The sequence below is a fragment of the Pseudomonas sp. CFBP 13602 genome, assembly GCF_014842725.1.
GTDB lineage: Bacteria > Pseudomonadota > Gammaproteobacteria > Pseudomonadales > Pseudomonadaceae > Aquipseudomonas > Aquipseudomonas baltica.
In genome coordinates this window covers 350,066-363,766 of sequence record NZ_JACYVT010000007.1, presented here as the reverse complement: position 1 = coordinate 363,766, position 13,701 = coordinate 350,066, and the positions used below count along the sequence as shown (strand labels likewise).

Here is a 13,701-nt window from a genome sequence, read left to right as displayed (position 1 = left end):
TTCGCGGCCACGGACCGCTCCTGCGGGGAGGGGGGGTGGCGCCGGTCGTTGCCCCCGCGCATTCGCCGGGAAAAAAGAGTAGAGTGGCGCGCTTTTCCGATCTGCCCAAAGTTTTTCCATGAAAAGTTCCGCACCCGCTGCACCCAAGCGCTTCACCCTCAAGGTCGCCCTCTGGCTGCTCGACAGCCCCCGCCTGGGCCACAAGGTCAACGTCAAGCACCTGGCCGGGCGCATGCTCAAGCAGCCCGCGCGCGAAGGCGTGGTGGTCGCGCAGAGCCGCCTCGGCCAGTTGATGTGCCGCGATTGTGGCAACGCCCGTGACCAGCGCATCGGTCAGCAACTCCTGCGGCAGGCCGCCCGCGCCGGCGATGTGGGCGCACAGAACGCACTGAGCGATCTGCGTCGCGACTGACACTCGGTTTGCCCCAGGCGGCCAATGGCCTCAGACTGCCGCTCATCGAATTCGCATGAGAGCACACCATGGCCCTGGACGTGACCAGCCTGTTGATTGGCCTGCTGGCTGCCGCCTTGCCGTGCCTGGCGCTGGCCTGGCAGCTGCAGCGCAGGAGCACCGCCGCCCTGGCCCAGGTCGCCTTGCTCGACGAGCGCCTGAGTAACGCCCAATTGGCTCAGGACGGCCTGAGCGCGCAGCTCGACGCCTGCCGCGATGAGGTCAGCGATCTGAGCCAGGCCAACTCGGCCAAGCAAGCTGAACTGGCCGGCCTGCGCCGCGAGGTCGAACTGCTGCAGAACGAACGCGACAATGCCCGCGATGCCGCCCACGCCTGGAGCCTGGAGCGCAGCACCCGGGAAACCGAGTTGCGTCGCCTCGATGCCCAGTGCGCCGGACTATCAGCCGAATTGCGCGAACAGCAGGACAGCCACCAGCAACGCCTGAACGACCTGCAGGGTTCACGGGACGAACTGCGCGCGCAGTTCGCCGAACTGGCCGGCAAAATCTTCGACGAGCGCGAGCAACGTTTCGCCGAAAACAGCCAGCAACGCCTGGGCCAGTTGCTCGATCCCCTCAAGGAGCGTATCCAGTCGTTCGAAAAGCGCGTTGAAGAGAGCTACCAGAACGAGGCCCGCGAGCGCTTTTCCCTGGGCAAGGAACTGGAGCGCCTGCAACAGCTCAACCAGCGCCTGAGTACCGAAGCCACCAACCTGACCCAGGCCCTCAAGGGTCAGAAAACCCAGGGCAACTGGGGCGAGCTGATTCTGGAGCGGGTGCTCGAGCATGCCGGGCTGGAGAAGGGCCGCGAGTACCAGACCCAGGTCAGCCTCAAGGGCCCGGATGGCGAGCGCTTCCAGCCCGACGTGCTGATCATGCTGCCCGGCGACAAGCAGGTGGTGGTCGATTCCAAGGTCAGCCTCACTGCCTATCAGCAATACATCGCCGCCGAAGACGGTGCCATTGCCCAGGCGGCCTTGAAGCAGCACGTGCTGTCGCTGCGCAATCACGTCAAGGGCCTTTCCGGCAAGGACTACAGTCGCCTGGACGGTTTGCACAGCCTGGATTTCGTCCTGCTCTTCGTGCCCATCGAGGCGGCATTCTCGGCCGCGTTGCAGGCCGAGCCCAACCTGTTCCAGGAGGCCTTCGACCGGCAGATCGTCATTGTCAGCCCGACCACCCTGCTGGCTACTCTGCGCGTCATCGACAGCCTGTGGAAGCAGGAGCGGCAAAGCCAGAATGCCCGCGAGATCGCCGAGCGCGCCGGATGGCTGTATGACAAGTTTGTGTTGTTCATCCAGGACCTCGACGAAGTCGGTAACCGCCTGCAGCAGTTGGACAAGGCCTACGGCGCGGCGCGCAACAAGCTCACCGAAGGACGTGGCAACCTGGTCAGCCGCAGCGAGCAACTCAAACTGCTGGGCGCCCGCGCCAGCAAGAGCCTGCCGCCGGACCTGCTCGAGCGCGCCATGACCGAGGCCCATCAGGACAGCGGCGCCGAGGCCGACGCCGACGGCGTGTCAGTGCCGGCCCAGGTGCCGGTTGAGTAGCGCCCGCAAGGCCGCAGGCTTCACCGGTTTGGCCAGGTAGTCCAGGCCGGCGGCGTGCACCAGGGCGACGGTTTCGGGGCGCGCGTCGGCGCTGATCACCACGCCCGGTACCGGCTCGGCCAGCGCAGTGCGCAGCCAGGCCATCAGTTGCGTACCGGTTTCGCCCTCGTCCAGGTGGAAATCCACCAGCGCCAATTGCGGCCGCTTGCCGGCGGCCAGCAGTGCTGCGCACTCCTGGCGATTGCGTGCGGTCCATACCTCGCACCCCCAGCGGCTGAGCAAGCTGTGCATGCCCAGCAGGATGCTGTCTTCGTTGTCGACGCAGAGCACCCGTGCACCACCCAGCGGTTGGCTCATGGGCGTCGGGGCGGGCAGGGCGGTTGCCGTGTCTGCGCCGGCCAGGGGCACGGTCACACTGAACACGCTGCCATGGCCAGGCCATGAGCGCACCTGCAACGGGTGGCCGAGCACCCGGCACAGGCCGTCGGCAATCGCCAGGCCCAGCCCCAGGCCTTTTTCGGCACGGGTCTGGTGACTGTCCAGGCGCTTGAATTCTTCGAAAATCATTTCCAGCTTGTCGCGGGCAATGCCCGGGCCTCGGTCCCACACCTCCAGGCTCAGCGCACCTGGCTTGCGCCGCACACCCAGCAGGATCGGACCGCGCCCATAGCGGAAGGCGTTGGTGAGGAAGTTCTGCAATACACGGCGCAACAGCTTGATATCGCTGTCCACCCGCAGCGCGCTGCCCCGCAGGCGAAAGTCCAGGCCCTGTTCCCGAGCCTGGGCCTTGAACTCAGGGCCCAACGCGTCGAACAGTTCGTTGAGCGCGAAGCCCTTGCGGTCCGGGCTGATCTTGCCGTTCTCCAGGCGGGAAATATCCAGCAGGTCGCTGATCAGGTCTTCGGCCGAACGCAAGGAGTTGTCCATGTGCTGCACCAGCTGGCTGGCTTCGGCCGACAGGCCCGGCTGATGGGACAGCGCTGCGGAGAACAGCCGCGCCGCGTTGAGCGGCTGCATCAGGTCGTGGCTGACCGCTGCCAGGAAGCGCGTCTTGGACTGGTTCGCCGACTCGGCATGGCCCTTGGCTTCGGTCAGCGCCTGGTTCAGCTGGGACAGCTCATGGGTGCGCTCGGTCACCCGTTGTTCCAGGCCTTCGTTGGCGTCCTTGAGCGCCTGCGCGGCTTCGCGGTAGGCGGTGATGTCGGTGAAACTCATGACGAAGCCACCGCCCGGCATCGGGTTGCCGATCAGCTCGATGACCCGCCCGTTGGGAAACAGGCGCTCGGAGGTGTGTGCGCGACCCTGACGCATCCAGTGCAGGCGCCGGGCAACGTGTACCTGCGCCTCGCCGGGCCCGCACAGGCCGCGCTCGGCGTTGTAGCGGATGATGTCGGCAATCGGCCGGCCCACGCTGATCAAGCCTTCCGGGTAATTGAACAGCTCCAGGTAGCGGTGATTCCAGGCCACCAGGCGCAGCGACTGGTCGATCACGCTGATGCCCTGGGTGATGTTCTCGATCGCACCCTGCAGCAGGGCACGGTTGAACTGCAGCACTTCGCTGGCTTCGTCGGCGATACGCACCACGTCTTCGAGCTGCATGTCGCGGCCTTCGATGGCCGCCTTCACCACCGCGCGCGTCGACGAGCTGCCCAGCACGCCTGCCAGCAGCCGTTCGGTATGGGCTATCCACTGGCCATCGGCATTCTGGTTGGGGTTGAAACCCTTGCCTTGCCGATAGGCGTAGCGCAGAAAGCTTTGCCGTGCGCGCTCCTCGCCGACGAAGCGTGCCGCCAGGTTGAGCAGGTCATTGATCTGCACCGCCAGCAGCGAGCGGCCATGGGGCCCGGCATTGATCTCCTGGCCGATGAATCGCCCGGCTTGCCAATGTTCGCTGACGCGGGTACGCGAGAGCACCGAAACCCAGGCGAACAGAATGAAATTGCCGGCCAGCGACAGCACCACCCCTTGGGTCATGGGGCTGATGGGCAGGCCGAACGGGTTGCCGTGAATCCAGGCCAGGCCGGGGAACACGTCCAGCGGCAGGTTCAAACTGTGCGCCGCCACCGGCAGCACCAAGGTGTAGAACCAGAGAAAGATGCCCACCGCCAGCCCGGCGAAAACCCCGCGCCGGTTGGCCTGTTTCCAGTACAGCGCACCGAGCATTGCCGGCGTCAGTTGGGTCACGGCGGCAAAGGCAATCTGGCCGATGGTGGCCAGGCTGGCGGTGGAACCGAGCAGACGGTAACTGACGTAGGCCAGCAGCAGGATCACCACGATGCTCACTCGGCGGACGCTGAGCATCCACTGGCGAAACACTTCGAAGGGCCGTTCCGCGCTTTGCCGACGCAGCAGCCAGGGCAGCAGCATATCGTTGGAAACCATGGTCGACAGCGCTACGCTGGCGACGATGACCATGCCGGTTGCCGCCGAAGCACCGCCGATGAAGGCCAGCAAGGCCAGGGCCGGGTGGGCTTCGGCCAGCGGCAGGCTGATGACGAACGAGTCGGGAATCACCGAGCTGGGCAGCAGCATCTGCCCGGCCAGGGCGATCGGCACCACGAACAGTCCGGCCAGGATCAGGTAGGCGGGAAACACCCAGCGTGCCAGGCGCAGGTCCTGCGGGTCGGTGTTCTCCACCACGGTCACGTGGAACTGCCGCGGCAAGCAGAGAATGGCCATCATCGCCACGCCGGTCTGCACCACCATCGAGGGCCAATTGATCGTCTCTTGCCAGTACGCTTCCAGGCGCGGCGCCAGCATGGCCTGGTCGAGCAGGTCCTCGAAGCCGTCGTACAGTCCATAGGTGACGAAGATGCCCACGGCCAGAAACGCGAACAACTTGACCAGTGCTTCGAAGGCAATGGCCAGGACCATACCGCGGTGGTGCTCGGTGACGTCGAGGGTGCGCGTGCCGAACAGAATGGTGAACAGCGCCAGCACCAGCGTCACCACCATGGCGGTGTCCTGGACGCGGGTCCCGGTGGCGTCGGCACCGGCGCCGATCAGCAGGTTCACGCCCAGCACGATGCCCTTGAGCTGCAGGGCAATGTAGGGCAGCACGCCGACCAGGCAGATCAGCGCCACCACCACCGCCAGGCTCTGCGACTTGCCATAGCGCGCCGCGATGAAGTCGGCAATGGAGGTGATGTTCTCCTGCTTGCTGATCATCACCATTTTCTGCTGCACCCAGGGGGCCAGCAGCATCAGCAGCACCGGCCCCAGATAGATCGGCAGGAACGCCCACAACTGCTCGGCCGCCTGGCCCACCGCGCCGAAGAACGTCCAGCTGGTGCAGTACACCGCCAGCGACAGGCTGTAGACCCAGGCCCGCACACGGGGCGGCAGCGGCGTGCTGCGGCGGTCGCCATAGAAGGCAATGGCGAACATCACGGCCATGTAGGCCAGGGCGACGGTGGCGATCAATCCGCTGGACAACGACATCGGTGACTCCGGAACGGGGCAGGCGCAAGCCCGGCGAAGCGGGCACCCGCCAGTCTCTCACGGCGCATGCGATGGCGTCAGCGCCGACCATGGTCGCAGCCACTGTCATCGAGTTGGGCGATAAGTGGTATAGCGTTATGCTGTGCGCCGACGATGCCGCCGCTGCCCGCGGCCTCGTCCCCCCGCCAGAGCCCAGTCCACGCGGCATCATTCAGGTACAGGATCGATGAGTCAGCAGTCGCAGTTCGCCTTGCTCGGCAAGCGCCGTTTCCTGCCGTTTTTCGTGACCCAGGCCCTGGGTGCTTTCAACGACAACATCTTCAAGCAATCGCTGATCCTGACGATCCTCTACAAGCTTGCCATCGAGGGCGACCGCGGGGTTTGGGTCAACCTCTGCGCGCTGCTGTTCATCCTGCCGTTCTTTCTGTTCTCGGCGCTGGCCGGGCAGTTCGGCGAAAAGTTCGCCAAGGATCGCCTGATCCGCGCCATCAAGCTGGCCGAGATCGTCATCATGGCGGTGGGTGCGGTCGGGTTGGCTTTCGATCACCTGTGGCTGATGCTCGTCGCACTGTTCGCCATGGGCACCCATTCGGCGCTGTTCGGCCCGGTCAAGTACTCGATCATGCCTCAGGCGTTGCGGCCTGAAGAGCTGGTGGGGGGCAATGGCCTGGTGGAGATGGGCACGTTTCTGGCGATCCTGGCCGGCACCATCGGGGCGGGCGTGATGATGTCGTCCGCCAACCACGCCGGTGTCGTCGCCACCGCCGTGCTGTCGGTCGCCGTACTGGGCTATGTCGCCAGCCGCAGCATCCCGCCGGTCAGCGCCGCCAATCCGGGGCTGGTGCTGGACTGGAACATCGCCCGGCAGACCTGGTTCACCCTGCGCCTGGGCCTGGGTCAGACCCGCGCGGTGTCGCGCTCGCTGGTCGGCAACTCCTGGTTCTGGTTCGTCGGCGCGGTCTACCTGACCCAGATTCCCGCCTATGCCCAGCAGTGGCTGGACGGCGACGAAACCGTGGTCACCTTGATCCTCACCGTGTTCTCGGTGGGCATCGCGCTGGGTTCGATGCTGTGCGAGCGGCTGTCTCGGCACAAAGTCGAGATGGGCCTGGTGCCGCTGGGTGCGCTCGGCCTGACGCTGTTCGGGCTGCTGCTGTGGTGGCATTCCAACGGCGTCGTGCAGGCCGCGCAGCCACAAGGCTGGCTGACGGTGCTGGGTCATGATCAGACCTGGTGGGTATTGCTGGACATCCTCGGCCTGGGGGTCTTTGGCGGGTTCTACATCGTGCCGCTGTACGCGCTGATCCAGTCACGTACCGCCACTGAGCAGCGCGCGCGGGTCATCGCTGCCAACAACATCCTCAATTCGCTGTTCATGGTGGTGTCGGCCATCGTGTCCATCCTCTTGCTCAGCGTGGCGAAGCTGAGCATTCCCCAACTGTTCCTGGTGGTGTCGCTGGCCAATCTGGCCGTCAATGCGTACATCTTCAGCGCGGTGCCCGAGTTCGCTTCGCGGTTCCTGCTCTGGCTGCGTGGTGGTTGATCGCTGCGGCGGCGCCGCTGTACCGAGCAGGCCTACAGCGATTCGGGCCGTCCCAGCACCACGCTGAGCGCGTTGCGTGCGTCGTCGAGCTGGACCAGCGTGGCATGCCGGGCACCCAGGGCATCACCGTTCTCGATGGCCGTCAGAATTGCCTTGTGCCGCGGCAGGGCCAACTCATGCAGGTTGGGCCGCTGGTTGGAATGTCGCAGGGCCTCACGCAAGGCCAGCGACAGCATGTTGCACAGGTGCGCGAGCAGGTCATTATGCGTGGCATCGGCGATGCGGCTGTGGAAATCCAGGTCCGGCTGCAGCACGTCATCGACCGACCCGGCCGCCTCCATGCGCTGGTAGGCCTCGCCGATCGAAGCCACTTCGGCCTCGGTGGCGTGCTGGGCGGCCAGCGCCGCCGCTGCCGGCTCGATGATGCTGCGCACGCTGGTCAACAGGGCGAAGAACTCGTTCTGCGGCGTGCTCTGCATCACCCAGTGCAAGACATCGGGGTCGAGCATGTGCCACTCACGGCGCGGCTTGACCACCGAACCCACCCGCGGCCTGGAGTACACCAGGCCCTTGGCCACCAACACACGGGTCGCCTCGCGCAGCACCGGACGACTGACCGCGTATTCTTCACACAGCAGGGCTTCGGCGGGCAGCCGATCGTCAGGCTTGAAGCGGCCGGAGACGATCTGCATCCCCAACTCCTGGACGATCCGCGAGTGCATGCTTTTGCGATCTGAAGGCTTGCGATAATCCATGGGGTGCATTCGGTCCTTGGGGCAGGTAATGCGCGATGATAGCACCTGCGCGCCAAGTCTTCGGACGGGGTGTCAGAGCCCTTGCTGCAGGTTCTTGCGCAGCGACAGCAGGCTGGTCTGCAGCGCGCGCAGTTCGGCACTGCTGTGGCAGCTGGCCTTGACGATGTTGAGCGGTACCGACTCGGCCTTCTCGCGCAGCGCACGACCCTGCGGCGTGAGCTCGACGATGACCACGCGCTCGTCGTCCTTGCTGCGGGTACGGCTGAGCAAGCCTTCGGCTTCCAGGCGCTTGAGCAGCGGCGTCAGCGAGCCGGGGTCGGTCAGCAGGCGAGTACTGATTTCGCCCACGGTCATGCCGTTCTTTTCCCACAACACCATCATAGTCAGGTATTGCGGGTAGGTCAGGCCCAGTGCCTGCAACAAGGGCTTGTACACCTTGGTCATCAGCAGCGATGTCGAGTACAGCGAGAAGCACAGCTGATTATCCAGCAGCAGGCTGTCGTCGGCGCTGACTGCCTCGTCGTGAGTGGATTCGGTGTTCATGCTGATCCTTTTTCCAATGGTGCAAGTGCATTAGGCGATCCGCCGTTCGCAGGTTTCGGCGCTTCGCTCGTTCCTTCGTGAAGCTGGTGTTGATTTCGAGCTACAAACACCGTGCATAGTTCGTTCGAGGTTGTGCAGCACTTCTACATCCTTCGGCGGCGGTCACACTGGTAGGATGCACGGCTGGATGAGGCGCGGCGGATAGAGAGAGACAGTATGTTCGAAACATTGCTCTACATTGCCTTGGGTGCGGTGATGGGCACGCTGGGTGGGGTGTTCGGCATCGGCGGGGGCTTGATCGCGATCCCGGCACTCGGCGTGCTGTTCGGCGTGGACCAGCAACTGGCCCAGGGCACGTCGCTGGTGATGGTCGTGCCCAATGTGCTCCTGGCATTATGGCGCTATCACCAGCGTCGTCCCATACCCTGGCGCAATGCCTTGCCATTGGCCAGCGGCGGACTGGTGTTCGCCTGGCTTGCCTCGGTGCTCGCGGCAGGGCTGGACCCGGCGTCGATGCGGGTGGGCTTCGTGGCCTTCCTGTTGGTGCTGGTAGTCTACAACATTGCGCAGATGTTCCTGCGCCCCGTGAACGGTACGGGCGAGATGCGTCATTCCTGGCCGTGGCTGGGTGTACTGGGTGGCTTTTCCGGTGTGATCGGAGGCTTTTTCGGAGTTGGCGGCGCCGTGCTGGCCACACCCGTACTCACCAGCGTTTTCGGCACCACCCAGATCATGGCCCAGGGCCTGTCGCTGGCCCTGGCCGCGCCCAGCACCAGCGTGACCCTCTTGACCTATGCCGTGCACGATCACGTCGATTGGGCCATGGGCGTGCCGATGGCCATTGGCGGCCTGTTGAGCATCAGCTGGGGGGTGAAGATCGCCTATAGCCTGTCGGAAACGGTCCTGCGCGGCAGCTTCTGCGTGTTTCTGCTGCTGTGCGCCATCCTGCTGCTGTTCAAGGTCTGAGGCCTGGCCCACCACACCAGGTGCCGGCTCGGGTGGATTAATGCCACAATCGGCGCTTTCATACGTCGTGACGAGCCTCCAGGTGGAAGACCAAGACACCCTGCAACCCCGCGAACGCACCGAGCGCATATTGGCCGAGGTGCACGACGCCTGGGGCATGATCCGCGTGCTGGAAGTCGCCGACTACCGCTTCCTCGAATTCGGCGATGCCATAGAACAGAGCTGCACGTTCACGGCCGACCCCAGCTGGCTGGAATACGACTACACCCGCGCCATGCTGGTGGGCGCGCTTTGCCATGCGCAACCTGAAAGTGCCCTGTTCCTGGGTCTGGGTGCCGGTACCCTGACCCAGGCCTGCTTGAAGTTCCTGCCCCTGGAAGACGTCGAGTGCATCGAACTGCGCCCGGACGTGCCTCGCCTGGCCATCGAATACATGGGCCTGGAAGACGATCCAAGGCTGTACATCCGCGTCGGCGACGCGCTTGAACTGCTGCCCACTGCCGAAACCGCCGACCTGATCTTCGTCGACCTGTACACCGACCACGGCCCGGCCCCCGCCCACCTGGCCTGGCGGTTCCTGGAACAGTGCCAGCAACGCCTGAACCCCGATGGCTGGCTGATCATCAACCAGTGGGCCGGTGACGACGGCAAGCCGCTCGGGGCCGCCTTGCTGCGCGGTCTCTACCAGCGTCACTACTGGGAATTGCCAGTCAAGGAGGGCAACGTGATCGTCATGGTGCCGGCCGATGTCGAGCAGGTATTGGACATGGCCGGCCTGTGCCAGCGTGCCGAGGCCCTCGCGCCCCGGCTGGGTTACTCGCTGCAGGGCCTGATCGACCTGGTGCGCCCGGCCAGCTGAGGCAGTGCGCCGCACCACTGGCGACGCTACTGGCCCTGGAACAGGGCAGGGCGCTGCTGCTGCATGGCCGCCAGACCTTCGCGTGCGTCCTCGCTGGCGAACAGGCGCCCGCTGGTTGCCGCCAACTGGAGGCTGGCGGCGCCTTCACCTTCGCTCACGGCCAGGCGTGCCGACGCCAGGGTCGCCTGCACGCCCAGCGGTGCCTGTCGGGCAATCCGCTGAGCAAGCTGCAGGGCGTTGGGCAGCAGGTCTTCGCTGGCCATCACTTCCTGCACCAGACCCAGGCGCAAGGCTTCATGGGCATCGAACTCATCGCCGGTCAGCAACCAGCGCATGGCGTTGCCCCAGCCGGCTATCTGCTGCAGGCGCAGCGTGGCGCCGCCGAACGGGAACAAGCCGCGCTGCACTTCCATCTGGGCAAAACGGGTATTGCTCGCGCACAGGTTGATGTCGGCCGCGAGCATCAGCTCGATGCCCACGGTCAGGCAATAACCCTGGGCTGCGACGATCACAGGCTTGCTCACCACCGGCCCACCCGAGACTCGCCAGGGATCGCAGCCCCCAGGCGGTACCTGCCAGCCCTGGCTCAGGCGCGTGCTCACCTCGGCCAGGTCCAGCCCCGCAGTGAAGTGCTCGCCATGGCAGAACACCAGGGCCACGCGTGCCGCCGGCTCGCGCTCGAACGCGCCGTAGGCCAGGCTCAGGGCGTCGAGCATGGGCAGGTCGAAGGCGTTGCGCTTGGCAGTACGGTCCAGGCCGATGAGCATGACGTGCTCGCGCAGCTCGCAGCTGACCTTGCCGGGGCAGGGGGTAGGCATGACGGCATCCTCGGAATGGTTTGAGTGAAAGGTTTCAGCTGCCGCACCTGCGCAGGCGCCTCTGCTAAAATAGACTGCGCCGCCGATTCGCGCAAAGCCCGTGTGGCTATGGCGTGCACGCGGCACGATGGTTCAAAAAAGTCTCACGTCGCGGCCATTTTCAGGTATAGTGCGCGCCGGTCTTTAACCAGGCCACGTTTAGGTAGCGCAATCCCCCGAAGACAGCTTCGGCTGCATGTCCGTTCCGCGGACTCTCCCTAACGATTCTTTCATTCAATCGTTTTCGCAAATCCCCGCCGACAAAGCTGCCAGGGTGACTCTCGAGTCTTACAAGGCATGCGCAGCTTTGGAGCATGGGTCTTTGCGGATGCACTTAGAGGCAGACCCATGACCCAGGAAATCGGCGGCTTCGCCGCTCTCGAACTTCATCCGAACATTGTTGCTGCTGTAGTCGCTACCGGCTACGAAGAGCCTTCGGCTATCCAGCAACAATCGATCCCGATCATTCTCGCCGGTCATGACATGATCGGCCAGGCGCAGACAGGCACCGGCAAGACCGCGGCCTTCGCTCTGCCGATCCTGCATCGTATCGACCCGAGCAAGCGCGAGCCGCAAGCCCTGATCCTGGCGCCAACCCGTGAGTTGGCGCTACAAGTAGCCACTGCATTCGAAACCTACGCCAAGCAGATGCCTGGCGTTACCGTAGTGGCCGTGTACGGCGGTGCCCCGATGGGCCCGCAGTTGAAAGCAATCCGCAACGGCGCGCAAATCGTCGTCGCCACCCCCGGCCGTCTGTGCGACCACCTGCGCCGTGACGAGAAAGTCCTCGCCACCGTGAACCACCTGGTGCTCGACGAAGCCGACGAAATGCTCAAGCTGGGCTTCATGGACGACCTGGAAGTCATCTTCAAGGCCATGCCCGAGACTCGCCAGACCGTACTGTTCTCGGCCACCTTGCCGCAGTCGATCCGCGCGATCGCCGAGCGTCACCTGCGTGACCCCAAGCACGTCAAGATTCAGACCAAGACTCAGACCGTCACCGCGATCGAGCAGGCTCACCTGCTGGTTCACGCCGACCAGAAGACCTCGGCTGTCCTGCGCCTGCTGGAAGTCGAAGAGTTCGACGCCCTGATCGCCTTCGTGCGCACCAAGCAAGCCACGCTCGACCTGGCCAGCGCCCTGGAAGCCAAAGGCTACAAGGCCGCGGCACTCAACGGTGACATTGCCCAGAACCAGCGTGAGCGTGTCATCGAGTCGCTCAAGGATGGCCGCCTGGATATCGTCGTCGCCACCGACGTCGCTGCCCGTGGCCTGGACGTACCGCGCATCACTCACGTGTTCAACGTCGACATGCCGTACGACCCCGAGTCCTACGTGCACCGTATCGGTCGTACCGGCCGTGCCGGTCGCGAAGGCCGTGCGCTGCTGCTGGTCACCCCGCGTGAACGCCGCATGCTGCAGGTGATCGAGCGCGTGACCGGGCAGAAGGTTGCCGAGGTTCGCCTGCCCAACGGCCAGGCCGTGCTGGATGCGCGCATCAAGAAGCTGACCAACAGCCTGGCTCCGCTGGTCGCAGACGCCGAAAGCACTCATGGCGAGTTGCTCGATCGCCTGACCGCTGACATCGGTTGCACCCCGCGCGCCCTGGCCGCAGCCCTGCTGCGCAAGGCCACCAATGGCCAGGCGTTGACTCTGGATGCGGTCGAGAAGGAGCAGCCTCTGGTTCCGACCAGCGCTCCGCGCGAACGCACCAGCAGTGGTGATCGCCCTGAGCGCAGTGACCGTGAGCGCCGCGCGCCAATGCCCCTGGGCGAAGGCCGCGCACGCTGCCGTACGGCCCTGGGTGCTCGCGACGGCATCGCCGCGAAGAACCTGCTGGGCGCCATCCTCAACGAAGGCGGGCTGGCCCGTGAAGCCATCGGTCGCATCCAGGTGCGTGACAGCTTCAGCCTGGTCGAGCTGCCGGAAGATGGCCTGGAGAATCTGTTGAGCAAGCTCAAGGACACCCGTGTCGCTGGCAAGCAGCTGAAACTGCGTCGCTATCGCGAAGACTGATTGCCCACAGTCTTCAGGCATAAAAAATCCCCGACTGGTTCGGGGATTTTTTTGTCTCGATCGCGGCTCGTTCATCGCCAGCTCGAGCTCGCTCCTGTGGGAGCGGGCTCTGCCCGCGAAGCGGACACCGCCGATCAATCAGTTCTTGGCTGGCGGCACTTGGGTAGCCGGAGTGGTACCTGGTGCGACCGGCATGCTCGAATCGGACTTGGTAGCTTCCTGAGCTGCAGCCTTGTTCGATTCCATGGCCGCTTCGTTGGCCTTGGCGTTTTCCTTGGCGGCGTCATTCATCTTGTCTTGAGCCGAATCCATTTTCTCTTGCGCTTCCTGACGGTGCTCGGCAGCGTCCTGGGCCTTGTCTTCGGATTTCTTGTCGCAGGCAGCCAGACCAAGGGTGGCAGCCAGCATCAGGGAGTAAGCGAGTGTCTTGCGCATGATGTTTCTCCTTATTGGGTATCTACGAGGCTAAGAGGGTGTGCGCCGGATATAAGTTCCGTCACTGCGGTTATATATAAGTATCGGATCGCAATGAGGTTTTTCCATGACCTTGCTGTACCGTTCAAGCATCCACCCGGTTTTCACGGTGGCCTTGGGTGAAAAGATCGATGCACGAGCCCTGGCTGGCTCGCCTGTCGAAGCCACCCTTGAAATCCCGATCGGCGGCCCCATCTCCTTGTCATCCCGCCGCTCATCGGCGGCACCTGCCATCTGATTGGAGTT

The 13,701-nt window shown here is 64.5% G+C and carries 10 protein-coding genes and 2 pseudogenes; 7 read left to right on the top strand and 5 right to left on the bottom strand.

The features are described from left to right. Nucleotides 1–118: 118 nt before the first annotated feature. Nucleotides 119–412 (top strand): sel1 repeat family protein, encoded by a 294-nt coding sequence (locus IFU31_RS16780; RefSeq protein WP_192103813.1) that lies wholly within the window; start codon nt 119–121, stop codon nt 410–412. 182 nt (nt 413–594) lie between these two features. Further along, nucleotides 595–2,001, top strand: a complete 1,407-nt coding sequence (gene rmuC, locus IFU31_RS16775; protein WP_185794194.1) for a DNA recombination protein RmuC — start codon at nt 595–597, stop codon at nt 1,999–2,001. Here the strand turns inward: rmuC and IFU31_RS16770 are convergent. Beyond that, nucleotides 1,972–5,442 (bottom strand): hybrid sensor histidine kinase/response regulator, encoded by a 3,471-nt coding sequence (locus IFU31_RS16770; protein WP_192053975.1) that lies wholly within the window; start codon nt 5,440–5,442, stop codon nt 1,972–1,974. The two genes, rmuC and IFU31_RS16770, sit on opposite strands and share 30 nt — an antisense overlap. Before the next feature lie 226 nt (nt 5,443–5,668). On the opposite strand from IFU31_RS16770, the pseudogene IFU31_RS16765 reads away from it, so the two are divergent. After that, nucleotides 5,669–6,973, top strand: a pseudogene (locus IFU31_RS16765) (MFS transporter); the annotation flags it as partial. 44 nt (nt 6,974–7,017) lie between these two features. Here the strand turns inward: IFU31_RS16765 and IFU31_RS16760 are convergent. Beyond that, a complete protein-coding gene (locus tag IFU31_RS16760; RefSeq protein ID WP_122479140.1) occupies nt 7,018–7,740 on the bottom strand; it encodes a FadR/GntR family transcriptional regulator in 723 nt (240 codons plus the stop codon). 72 nt (nt 7,741–7,812) lie between these two features. Beyond that, nucleotides 7,813–8,283, bottom strand: a complete 471-nt coding sequence (locus IFU31_RS16755; RefSeq protein WP_185793835.1) for a MarR family winged helix-turn-helix transcriptional regulator — start codon at nt 8,281–8,283, stop codon at nt 7,813–7,815. 216 nt (nt 8,284–8,499) lie between these two features. Between IFU31_RS16755 and IFU31_RS16750 the strand changes: the two genes are divergently transcribed. Both IFU31_RS16750 and IFU31_RS16745 read left to right on the top strand, forming a co-directional pair. After that, nucleotides 8,500–9,249 carry a sulfite exporter TauE/SafE family protein gene (locus IFU31_RS16750; RefSeq protein WP_122479138.1) on the top strand — a complete coding sequence of 250 codons (750 nt, stop codon included), beginning with the start codon at nt 8,500–8,502 and terminating at the stop codon, nt 9,247–9,249. Nucleotides 9,250–9,406: 157 nt separating this feature from the next. Further along, nucleotides 9,407–10,108 (top strand): spermidine synthase, encoded by a 702-nt coding sequence (locus tag IFU31_RS16745; protein ID WP_192057782.1) that lies wholly within the window; start codon nt 9,407–9,409, stop codon nt 10,106–10,108. Between the two features lie 26 nt (nt 10,109–10,134). Here the strand turns inward: IFU31_RS16745 and IFU31_RS16740 are convergent, their stop codons facing one another. Further along, nucleotides 10,135–10,926: a crotonase/enoyl-CoA hydratase family protein gene (locus IFU31_RS16740; RefSeq protein ID WP_192103811.1), complete on the bottom strand. Its 792-nt coding sequence runs from the start codon at nt 10,924–10,926 to the stop codon at nt 10,135–10,137. 353 nt (nt 10,927–11,279) lie between these two features. On the opposite strand from IFU31_RS16740, the pseudogene IFU31_RS16735 reads away from it, so the two are divergent. Continuing rightward, a pseudogene (locus IFU31_RS16735) lies at nt 11,280–12,981 on the top strand (DEAD/DEAH box helicase). Nucleotides 12,982–13,119: 138 nt separating this feature from the next. Here the strand turns inward: IFU31_RS16735 and IFU31_RS16730 are convergent. After that, nucleotides 13,120–13,416 (bottom strand): hypothetical protein, encoded by a 297-nt coding sequence (locus tag IFU31_RS16730; protein ID WP_122479134.1) that lies wholly within the window; start codon nt 13,414–13,416, stop codon nt 13,120–13,122. 106 nt (nt 13,417–13,522) lie between these two features. Here IFU31_RS16730 and IFU31_RS16725 point away from each other — a divergent pair, with 106 nt between their 5' ends. Then, entirely contained in the window at nt 13,523–13,693 is a 171-nt protein-coding gene (locus IFU31_RS16725) for a hypothetical protein (RefSeq protein ID WP_192053983.1), read from the top strand. The last annotated feature ends 8 nt before the right edge of the window (nt 13,694–13,701 follow it).

Coding starts and splice junctions, on each gene's coding strand:
- IFU31_RS16780 (WP_192103813.1), top strand. CDS start 119: ATGAAAAGTTCCGCACCCGCTGCACCCAAGCGCTTCACCCTCAAGGTC.
- IFU31_RS16740 (WP_192103811.1), bottom strand. CDS start 10,926: ATGCCTACCCCCTGCCCCGGCAAGGTCAGCTGCGAGCTGCGCGAGCAC.
- IFU31_RS16745 (WP_192057782.1), top strand. CDS start 9,407: ATGATCCGCGTGCTGGAAGTCGCCGACTACCGCTTCCTCGAATTCGGC.
- IFU31_RS16730 (WP_122479134.1), bottom strand. CDS start 13,416: ATGCGCAAGACACTCGCTTACTCCCTGATGCTGGCTGCCACCCTTGGT.
- IFU31_RS16750 (WP_122479138.1), top strand. CDS start 8,500: ATGTTCGAAACATTGCTCTACATTGCCTTGGGTGCGGTGATGGGCACG.
- IFU31_RS16770 (WP_192053975.1), bottom strand. CDS start 5,442: ATGTCGTTGTCCAGCGGATTGATCGCCACCGTCGCCCTGGCCTACATG.
- IFU31_RS16725 (WP_192053983.1), top strand. CDS start 13,523: ATGACCTTGCTGTACCGTTCAAGCATCCACCCGGTTTTCACGGTGGCC.
- IFU31_RS16760 (WP_122479140.1), bottom strand. CDS start 7,740: ATGGATTATCGCAAGCCTTCAGATCGCAAAAGCATGCACTCGCGGATC.
- IFU31_RS16755 (WP_185793835.1), bottom strand. CDS start 8,283: ATGAACACCGAATCCACTCACGACGAGGCAGTCAGCGCCGACGACAGC.